The sequence below is a fragment of the Neobacillus sp. C211 genome, assembly GCF_051842875.1.
GTDB lineage: Bacteria > Bacillota > Bacilli > Bacillales > Cytobacillaceae > Neobacillus.
This window is the reverse complement of sequence record NZ_JBPXRO010000060.1, coordinates 1-10183: the sequence shown is the minus strand read 5'-3', so window position 1 is coordinate 10183 and position 10183 is coordinate 1. Positions and strand designations below refer to the sequence as shown.

The window sequence follows — 10183 nt, the reverse complement described above, 5'->3', positions numbered from 1 at the left end:
GTAGTTGGGACACGCGTCCCTGTGAGAGTAGGACGTTGCCAGGCATATCTTAGAACAACTCACTTTTGGGTTGTTCTTTTTGTTATGTGGAGAAACTAATTTGTTTTTAGATGATTAGGGCCTTATTCAAGCGGTCTAAGTACGTCTCACAGATTGTTTATCCTTTTGAAGGTTAGCCATAAATATTATTTATGGAATACAATCAAATAACGGTATTTTATTAATCGCTGTTTATACCGTACTATTTAGTTAAGGAAACACATGACTAATAGGAGGGGTAAACGTGGATAAACGAAATTATGATGTAGTTGTAGTTGGGGCAGGGAATGCAGCTTTGTGTGCAGCGATTGCGGCAAAGGAAAAGGGTGCTGAAGTACTTGTTTTAGAGCGCGGGCCAGTAGAAAAGCGCGGAGGAAATTCATTTTTTACAGATGGAGCGATTCGTGTTGCTTACAATAAGTTAGAAAACATAAGAGGAATAATACCTGATATAACGGATGAGGAAGCAGAAAAGATCGTAATGCCTGAATACACTCAATCTGACTTTTATAATGATCTAATGCGAGTAACAGACGGAAATAGTGATCCCGTACTAGCAAATCAGCTTATTGCTAAATCTTATGAAACACTTTCATGGATAAGTAATCATGGAATTAAATTTGAATTAAATTACGAAAATCAATCCTTCGTACAAGATGGTAAACGTCATTTTTGGGGTGGACTTCCAATAAAAACTGAAGATAAGGGCGTTGGTTTAATAAAAAGGCTCTTTGATAGAGCAGAAAAAATCGGGATTGATATCTGGTATAATTCGCGGGCAATTGAGTTAGTAACTGATAATGAAAATATTACTGGCATTAAAATAGAACAAATCGAGAAAGTGACTACAATCAATACGTCTAGTGTAATTTTAGCTTGTGGCAGTTTTGAAGCGAACAAAAAAATGAGAAGTGAACATCTAGGAGAAGAATGGGAATCCGCGATTGTAAGAGGGACTGAATATAATACTGGAGACGGAATAACTATGGCTTTAGCAGTTGGTGCGCAAAAATATGGTGAGTGGAATGGCTGTCACTCGATTGGAACAGATTATAATGCTCCTAAATTTGGTGACTTTAACAAGCCTGGTGATATATTTAAAAAATCTTCATTTCCTCTTGGTCTTTTGATTAATAATGAGGGAAATAGATTTGTAGACGAAGGGGCAGATTTTCGGAACTACACATATGCAAAATATGGCCGCGAAGTCTTAAAACAGCCTGGTCATTCTGCTTTCCAACTTTTTGATGCTCAAGTACGTCCGATGCTTAGAAAGGAATACAATCTAGAAGAAGCCACTTATTATAAAGCGGATAGTCTTGAAGAATTAGCAGAATTGATGTCAGTTGATAAAGAACAATTTTTAAAAACGATAACAGATTTTAATGCGGCAGTTCAAGAAGGAGACTATAATCCAACAGTGAAGGACGGAAAAGGAACAGTTGAAATTACTCCGCCAAAAACAAACTGGGCATTACGAATCGACCAAGCTCCTTTTTATGCATATCCAGTTACTTGTGGTATTACCTTTGCTTTTGGCGGATTACATGTAAATCCAGAAGGAGAGGTCTTAAACCAAGAAGGAAGACCTATAGCTGGGTTATTCGCTGCTGGTGAAATGGTCGGTGGCATCTTCTACAAAAATTATCCAGGTGGGTCAGGATTAATGTCAGGAGCCGTTTTTGGAAAATTAGCTGGTACATCAGCTGCCAATTATTCTAAAGAAAAGATTAGTATTTCATAAATCACAATAAAAAGCATCTGCCATGCCTCAGGCAGATGCTTCTATTAAATGTAAAGACTGTACTTTAATGATTAACTTCTACCCTTTAAATTCATTTTCCATAAACTCAACAAATGCCTTAACAATGTTTAATTCTAATGAATCTTTGTGGTAGAACATCCATGTCTTACGGACAATGGGGTTGCCGTCAATGGTTGTAATATCCGTTTTATAAACATCATTGACATCATTTAAAATCAGGCTTGGCAAGATTGCATAGCCTAATCCATTAACAACCATTTTTTTGCAAGTATCCACTTTATCGACTTCTATACTGACAAGCGGTGGTTGGGTGAAATGTTCAGACCACCAATTATTGATGGAATTCTTCAACAGTGGGTCAGTATGATAATCGATTCTTGGTAAGTTAGGGAGGTTATGTATATCTATTTTTCCTTTAGAAGCGATACAAATGGTCTCTTCAAATAATAAATGTTTGTGATCTTTCCAGCTGAAATCTCCTTTAACAATACCAATATGGACATCTTGATTGTAAATTAAATGGGCGATATGACTGCTAAAGCCAGTCGTTACTTTGAATTCAATAGTAGGATAACGTTCTTTGAATAGCTTTAATAGGTTAGGAAGCATGTAATCAGTAAAAAAGGTAGAGACACCTAATCTTAATGTTCCTGCTACATTGTCCTCCATATTTAGAACATTTTCCTTAATTTTTTGTATGTTTAGAAGCATTTCATGCGCACTTTTCGCTAAATACTCTCCTTGTGGGGTAAATTGAACTCCACGTCTGCCTCGATTGACAATTTTTATTCCAAATTCCTTTTCTAATTGCTGTAAGCGGTTTGTCAAAGCTGGTTGAGAAATATACAAATGTTGAGCAGCCTTTGTAATGTTTTTTTCTTTATAGAGGGTTTGTAACACCATCCAATCTCGTTCATCCAAACTTATAACCACCATTTCTACCATTAATATTATATGGATAATGATAATATTTTAATATTTTAACTATTTCTAAAATTATACTATATTTGGTTTAAAAAGCAAAGATGACAAAATCACTTCATCTTCAAGAAAGAAGGATCCTGAATGGAAAAACATAACCATTTTTTTCAATTTATATGGTTTGTAATAGTAAGTGGGATAGGTGGATTTTCCCTCTCGTTAACAGAACTCCCGATTGGATGGATGATTGGGACACTCCTCACGGCAGCTTTTCTTTCTATACTTCGTCCGAATTTTTTGCATTTACTATATACTCAAAATGGAATTCCAAAATATTGGTTATACATTGGACAATGTATCTTAGGAATTGAGTTAGGCCAGAAAGTGAATACTTCCGTTCTATCCATTTTTAGAGAAAATTGGTCAACGATTATCATCATGCTTCTTTTATCAATCCTTTTTTCTTTACTATCAGGTATTGTTTTATGGAAGTTCAGTAAATTGGATATGTTAACAAGTTTTTTTGCTACTGCACCTGGCGGGCTTTCCTCACTCCCTGGTATTGCAGAAGAAGTTGGCGCAAATACTGGTGTTGTAAGTATCATTCAGGCAATGCGTGTATTTTTAGTTATCATTACGACCCCTGTCATGATCTCTTTCTTGTTCGGTCATTCTGAGGTTCATGACTATCACCATGCAGTTGCGGCGACAGAATCATCATCAACATTTGAGGGAGCGCAACTTGCTTTGACCATTTTATTTGTGTTTATAGCGTGGATTGGCTATCATATCGGGAAATTTTTGAAGTTTCCAGCTCCATGGCTGATTGGAGGGATGATTAGTGTTGCGGCAGTTAAATCCTCTGGATCTGTTCTTATTGGATCTGATCTTATAGCTTGGTGGCCTCATAGTTTAATCATCATATCGCAAATTTTTATTGGGGCAAGCATTGGCTCGCGTTTTAATAAAAATATGTTTATCGGATTAAACCGAACTTTGATCGTTTCATTTTTAGGGACAATCTGCTTAATTGTAACTGTGTTTATCTGTGCGTACTTTGTATCAATTTTTACTAATATAACATTTCTGACTGCAGGTTTAGCATTTGCACCTGGTGGAATTGCAGAAATGACAACAACAGCTCTCGTTTTGAATGGTGACGCTACATTTGTCGTAGCGGTACAAGTGCTCAGGGTCGTCACTGTCTGTATTACCCTTCCTCCTTTTTTTCGATTTTTAAAATACCTAGAAGTCAAAAAGAAATCTCACACTAATCTATCCGCATAGGTTTTAGGGTATAATGATTTTATCAGCTATGGGCCGGAAAATAAATTTAAGGGTGATGGTCGTGTGTCCTTTTTATTATGAAAAAGAAAAAAAGAATGAAGAAGCCATTTCATATTATGTAAAATCAAATGAAAAAACGGAAGAAAAAGATAGTGAATTATTAGCATTTAATATAAGAGAAATAATTCACCAATCATCACCAGAGGTTCACGATATTGTCTTTTTATGCATAGGTTCGGACCGATATGTGGGTGATTCATTAGGTCCATTAGTAGGAACGATGCTAAAAGAACGCCAAGTTCCTTTTCGTGTATATGGAACATTGGAAGAACCTGTACATGCATTTAACTTAAAAGGAATATTGAAGGAGATCAATAAACAATTTAAAAAGCCGTTAGTTATTAGTATCGATGCCTCCATCGGTACTAAAGAACAAGTTGGTCATGTGATGTTTAAAGAAGGACCTTTAACTCCTGGGAAAGCCCTTGAAAAGATGCTCCCAGAAGTAGGAGATTACCATTTCGTTGGGTTTGTAAATTATATAGATCCTTTACCAACTTCTCAATTTTTAAATGACACCCGCTTATATACGGTTATGAATCTTGCAAAAACAATTGTAAAAGTAATTACTAAAATTAGGGTAAATGATGATAAAGAGCGTTAGAAAATATCTTTTTTTGTTTCATATATTGATAAAAAATAGAGCTTCCCGAATCGGTTTCGTAACTAATTTGGGAGGCTCTATTTTTATTATCAAATCTATTGGAGATCTAACAATGAAATGAAGTATTAGCTGATTGCACTTGTTAAAAAGGCAACAGCAATTATGACTAAAGAACAAAGAAGAGTCCATTTAAACGCATAACGTTGAAATTCTCCGATATCTGTTTTCACCATCCCTACTAATAAAAGAGTGGATGCTACAAGTGGGCTTAGAAAATGTACAGGTTGCCCTAATACAGATGCTCTTGCAATTTCTAAAGGACTTACCCCATAGGCCGCTCCTGCTTCCGCTAGAATTGGTAAAACTCCAAAGTAATAAGCGTCGTTGGATAATACGAAAGTAAATGGCATGCTAGTTAGGGCAACGACAAGTGGGAAGAAGGAACCTACAGATTCTGGAATGATTGATACTAATGCATGTGAAATAGCATCTACCATTTTTGTTCCAGAAAAAATTCCTGAGAAGATACCGGCAGCAAACACTAGAATAACAACTGTTAAAGCATTTCCTGAGTGTGACAAAATACGTTCTTTTTGCTGCTCAAAATTTGGATAGTTAATCATGGCCGCGAGTACAAATCCAATTAGAAATAAGATTGGAGCTGAAATTAACCCCATGACCAAAACTACCATGATTGCTATTGTTAAAATAAAGTTTACCCATCTTAATTTAGGGCGCTTAATATCCTCTTGTAGGGCATAAGCGGCAGCTGCTTCACTTAATTGTAATGATTGTTGTGGAATTTCCTCAACATTGATCACACCAATTCTTGCTCTTTCCTTTTTTCCAAGAACAAAAGCGATAAAAAGAATACATCCCATTCCTGATAACATTGTAGGTAATAGTGGGAGGAAAAATTCATTCGAATCAAGGCCTAAAGAAGCAACGGCTCTTGTAGCTGGTCCTCCCCAAGGCGTCATCCCACTCATGATACTGACAGAGAGTAAAGAAATAGTTGCGAGAATAAGAGGGTTCATACCAATTCGAAGATAAAGCGCTAACATAGCAGAAATGGTAATCATGTGAGTTGTCGTTCCATCGCCATCTAATGCTACTGTCATAGCAATAATTGCGGTTCCGATCGCGATTTTAACTGGATCACCCTTAACAAATTTCATCATGTTATTGATTAATGGATCAAATAAGCCTGCATCAATTAAAATTCCGAAAAATAAAATCGCAAACAGGAGTAAGGCAGCTGAAGGAGCAACCTCTTTTAAACCATCTAGCATCATACCACCGAGCTCTAAACCAAATCCACCAATTACTGCAAAAACTATTGGTACAATGACAAGTGCTGTAACTGGAGATAATTTTTTTGCCATAATCAGATAAGTAAATAAGACAACCATTGAAATTCCTAAAAAAGTAAGAATATGAATCCCCTCCTATAAAAGAAATCGCTTACAAATAACTAAAATTTGATTACTGCAAATATTGAGAAAACTGTTTCAAGAAATATTTCTTAGTTTTACAATATAACACACGTATAAATAAGTAAAATATATAATTTTTATCTAATTTCTAAAAAAAAACTTATAATCCATATAATAAAAAGAGGAATATTTCTCATTCCTCTCTAAATTAGCTATAAAGAATTTGGATGTTCATTTAAAAAATCTATGAAACTTTTTACAGTAGAAAGCTTCAATGAATCCTGATTATACAATAACCATGTATATCTATAAACTGGTTCACCATCCTTATAGGATAGTTCGTAGATTTGTAGGTTATCTGAAGGTTCTAGACAAATTTGAGGTACGATCGCAATACCCAGATCGTTTTTGACCATTTCTTTACATGTTTCTAGTCGGTCCGTTTCCATCATAATAAACGGTGGTTCTGAGTATCGGTCATGCCACCAGCCATTAATAGAAGATTTTAGAGAACTATCTGTTTTGTAATTAATTAATGGAAGTTTAGGTAAATTCGCCATATTTATTTCCTTTTTAGAAATTAAACATAGCTTTTCTTTATGTAATAATGCTTTTTTTCCATACCATTCGTAATCTCCACGTAGTATGCCTAAATGCACAGTATCGGTATTAAGAAGATTTAAAATATCGGTACTCCAACCTGTATTGATGTTAAATTGTACATTTGGGAATTTAGTTGAAAATTTTTTTAATATCCTTGGTAACTTATATTGTGCAAAGTTACTTGAAACTCCAATTCTTAACGTTCCTCTTACCTCATCTTGCATATTGATCATATTGTCTTTTGTTGATTGCAGCTTTTTGATCATTTCTTCAGCATACTCTACTAAATGCAAGCCTTCTGAAGTAAACTCAATGCCTCCTTTTATTCTAAAAAATAATCTTGTTCCAAACTCCGTTTCTAAATTTTTAAGTCTGTAAGTTAATGCCGGTTGGGAGATATATAAACGTTCTGATGCACGGCTAATATTTTTCTCTTGATATAAAATTCGAATCGCATTCCAGTCTTTTTCATCCATAAGTTCATCCCCAATCAACTGATTATAAGTTTTTTTTTGTATTTTTCTAATAAAATATCTATTTTACTTATGATATCACATAACTTACTATATTTTTAAAAGCACCGATACTTTTTGAAAAGTGAATAAGAAAAGGGGTTTTTTAGATGAAAGTGCCTGTTGTTGTGATGCGTGGAGGAACTAGCAAAGGTGTGTTTTTTAATTTTGATGATATGCCATCAGATCGTTCGCTTTGGGATGAATTTATGTTAGATATAATGGGAAGTCCAGATAGCAGACAAATTGACGGACTTGGTGGGGCCAACTCATTAACGAGTAAAGCAGCAATTATCAAAAAGTCGGGTTTTGAAGGTATTGACGTAGAATACACCTTCGCACAAGTTAGTATTGAAAATCAATTGGTTGATTTCAAAGGAAACTGCGGGAATATTTCTTCTGCGGTAGGTCCATATGCAATTGAACAAGGTCTAGTACCAGCAATTGAGCCAATTACAACTGTTAGAATCTTTAATACAAATACTCAAAAAGTAATCATTTCTGAGGTAGAGGTTGAGAACGGTCAAGTAAAAACAGATGGAATGTGTTCAATTCCAGGTGTTCCAGGAACAGGTTCTCCTATCTATCTATCATTCACTAATGCGGAAGGTGCAGTAACAGGAAAACTATTTCCAACCGGAAACTCTATTGATGTCATTCAAACACCTAGAGGTCCGATAAATGTATCGATAATTGATGTGGCTAATCCATTAGTTTTTATTCATGCACATGATGTTGGTCTTAAAGGGACTGAACTTCCACATGAATTTACACCAGAAAAACTAACTGAATTAGAAGAAATCAGATCGATTGCAGCCGAAATGTGCCAATTTGCTACGAAAGAAGAAGCAACAAAAAAATCACCTGCTGTTCCTAAATTAACGATTATTGCTCCTCCTATGGATTATATTGATGTAACAGGAGTGGAGAGAAAAACTGAAAATATGGACTGTACAATAAGAATGATGTCTATGCAAAAACCACATCAAGCACTTGCGATTACAGGTGCGATCTGTACAACTGCAGGTGCATTTTTAAATGATACAATCTTATCCGATACTATTAATGTAAAACAAGAAGTTATCCGATTAGCACATCCTGCTGGAATCATGGAAACAAAGGTTGATTTAATTGCAGGAAATATTACCGCAATTAAGGTAGTAAGAACAGCACGTGTGATTTTGGAAGGATATGCATATACAAAGAAAAATTACGAGTATATATCTAAGTTAGCGTAAATTATATAAGTAAATGTTTTACTAAATGAGGTATCTGGAAGGTAAAAGCCCCTGTTAACGACTTGGAAATGGAAAATGAATTTGTGCATTTACTGTTCCATGAAGATGGCATGTATGATGTAACGGATAAAAAAACCGGTGAGGCCTTCCAGCGTCTCGGTATATACGAAGACACAGGCGATGTCGGGAACGAATATATGTTCAAGGAAGCGAAGGGTTATTCCGCCATCACACCAAAAGGGATACCAGCGGAATTTACCTTATTGGAAAGAAGTGCCCTGCGTACAGTCCTTGAGATTAAGCACACGTTATCGATTCCAGTTTCGGCGGACGAGCGACTTGACGTCGAACGTCATAAACTCATTTGGCATAAGGAAAGAGATGCAGGAAGAGCTTATGAAATGACTGCCATTTCGCTTCGAACCGTTGTGACACTCGAAAAAGGCTGGGAGCCGATTTCTCGTCTTGGGCAATTGTATAACCAGCTTCTAATTGGAATGGCTTCTTCTGAGCGTGTGTTTGAGTTTTTAGATGAACGACCTAGTGTGATAGAATCTCCTAATCCTATTAAACTTTCCTCGATTAAAGTCCATATTGATTTTGAAGAGGTAGAGTTTTCTTACGATAGAAAACGAAAAGCGTTAAATGGAGTTTCTCTTACGATTAAAGCAGGTGAGACGACAGCGCTTGTCGGGCATACCGTTTCAGGGAAAACAACCATTGCTAATTTGGTGTGCCGATTTTATGATGCTACAGGAGGTATAGTCAAAATTGATGGCTGACCTATACAAGATTTATCGATTGCCAGCCTGCGTTCGCAAATTAGTGTGGTGCTGCAGGATACGTTTATCTTTTCGGGTACCATTATGGAAAACATTCGCTATGGAATCCCAATGCCATCGATGAGGAAGTGATCGCAGCGGCAAAAGCAGTAGGCACTGATCATTTCATTACTCAAATTTCGAAAGGGTATCAAACAGAAGTGGAAGTACGAGGCAATGTCTTGTCGGTAGGGGAACGTCAGCTTCTCTCTTTTGCAAGGAGCACTCCTGGCTGACCCGAAAATTCCCATCCTTGATGAAGCAACAGCGAGCATTGATACAGAGACTGAGGTAAAAATTCAAAAGGCATTAAAAACATTATTAAAAGATAGAACCGCCATAATGATTGCTCATAGGCTCTCAACCATCAGAGAAGCAGACAAAATTATTGTACTGGACCATGGACATATCCTTGAGCAAGGAAATCACGACATACTAATGGCAGAACAAGGAGTTTACTATGAACTAGTAAAAGCCCAATACAAAATGCTAGGCTAGGTGCCTGTGCGTTGCAATCCCAAAAGTAGACAAAATAAAATAGGGTTTAGAGAAAGGAATCAAGGATAATCGCTCGGGTTCCTTTCTTCTTCTCATCGTTTCGTAGGGCTGAATTTGGTTATGATTCGAGAGAAAGGGGGTGTTATCTCAAAAAAGTTTTGAGGAAATGAACAGTCCATTAAAAAAAGAAAAACTTTCTGTTGCATAAGTAAATCGAAGGTGCTATTATAAGGAAGTTGCTTTTAACGGCTGTCAAATTCGTTGAAAGTGAGAACAAAAAAATTAAAATATTATATTGACATATTAATAGAGGTTCGATATAATAATAAATGTCGCTTCTGACATGATGGATTGTTCTTTGAAAACTAAACAAACAAAAACGTGCAAACAAACAAAAAA

General features: G+C 36.0%; 7 protein-coding genes and 1 pseudogene. 5 read left to right on the top strand and 3 right to left on the bottom strand.

Annotation, left to right across the window (positions count from 1 at the left end; all coding sequences use genetic code 11):
• The first annotated feature begins 268 nt into the window (after positions 1-268).
• Entirely contained in the window at positions 269-1783 is a 1515-nt protein-coding gene (gene tcuA, locus ACSU6B_RS28395; RefSeq protein ID WP_410889778.1) for an FAD-dependent tricarballylate dehydrogenase TcuA, read from the top strand.
• Between the two features lie 78 nt (positions 1784-1861).
• Here the strand turns inward: tcuA and ACSU6B_RS28390 are convergent, their stop codons facing one another.
• Positions 1862-2725 (bottom strand): LysR family transcriptional regulator, encoded by an 864-nt coding sequence (locus ACSU6B_RS28390; protein ID WP_410889776.1) that lies wholly within the window; start codon positions 2723-2725, stop codon positions 1862-1864.
• A 144-nt stretch (positions 2726-2869) separates the two neighbouring features.
• Here ACSU6B_RS28390 and ACSU6B_RS28385 point away from each other — a divergent pair, with 144 nt between their 5' ends.
• On the top strand, positions 2870-4012 hold the full coding sequence (locus ACSU6B_RS28385) for an AbrB family transcriptional regulator (protein ID WP_410889774.1): 1143 nt from the start codon (positions 2870-2872) through the stop codon (positions 4010-4012).
• A gap of 13 nt (positions 4013-4025) precedes the next feature.
• Positions 4026-4676, top strand: a complete 651-nt coding sequence (gene yyaC / locus ACSU6B_RS28380) for a spore protease YyaC (protein ID WP_410889772.1) — start codon at positions 4026-4028, stop codon at positions 4674-4676.
• Positions 4677-4801: 125 nt separating this feature from the next.
• Here yyaC and ACSU6B_RS28375 read toward each other — a convergent pair whose 3' ends face one another.
• Together ACSU6B_RS28375 and ACSU6B_RS28370 are read right to left on the bottom strand one after the other, a co-directional pair.
• Positions 4802-6112, bottom strand: a complete 1311-nt coding sequence (locus ACSU6B_RS28375) for a CitMHS family transporter (RefSeq protein WP_214719105.1) — start codon at positions 6110-6112, stop codon at positions 4802-4804.
• Positions 6113-6324: 212 nt separating this feature from the next.
• On the bottom strand, positions 6325-7191 hold the full coding sequence (locus ACSU6B_RS28370; protein WP_410889770.1) for a LysR family transcriptional regulator: 867 nt from the start codon (positions 7189-7191) through the stop codon (positions 6325-6327).
• 146 nt (positions 7192-7337) lie between these two features.
• On the opposite strand from ACSU6B_RS28370, the gene ACSU6B_RS28365 reads away from it, so the two are divergent.
• Positions 7338-8465 carry a 2-methylaconitate cis-trans isomerase PrpF family protein gene (locus tag ACSU6B_RS28365; protein WP_215006336.1) on the top strand — a complete coding sequence of 376 codons (1128 nt, stop codon included), beginning with the start codon at positions 7338-7340 and terminating at the stop codon, positions 8463-8465.
• 446 nt (positions 8466-8911) lie between these two features.
• Positions 8912-9784 (top strand): annotated as a pseudogene (locus ACSU6B_RS28360) (ABC transporter ATP-binding protein); the annotation flags it as partial.
• Positions 9785-10183 lie beyond the last annotated feature (399 nt).

Coding starts and splice junctions, on each gene's coding strand:
- yyaC (WP_410889772.1), top strand. CDS start 4,026: ATGATTTTATCAGCTATGGGCCGGAAAATAAATTTAAGGGTGATGGTC.
- ACSU6B_RS28385 (WP_410889774.1), top strand. CDS start 2,870: ATGGAAAAACATAACCATTTTTTTCAATTTATATGGTTTGTAATAGTA.
- ACSU6B_RS28370 (WP_410889770.1), bottom strand. CDS start 7,191: ATGGATGAAAAAGACTGGAATGCGATTCGAATTTTATATCAAGAGAAA.
- ACSU6B_RS28365 (WP_215006336.1), top strand. CDS start 7,338: ATGAAAGTGCCTGTTGTTGTGATGCGTGGAGGAACTAGCAAAGGTGTG.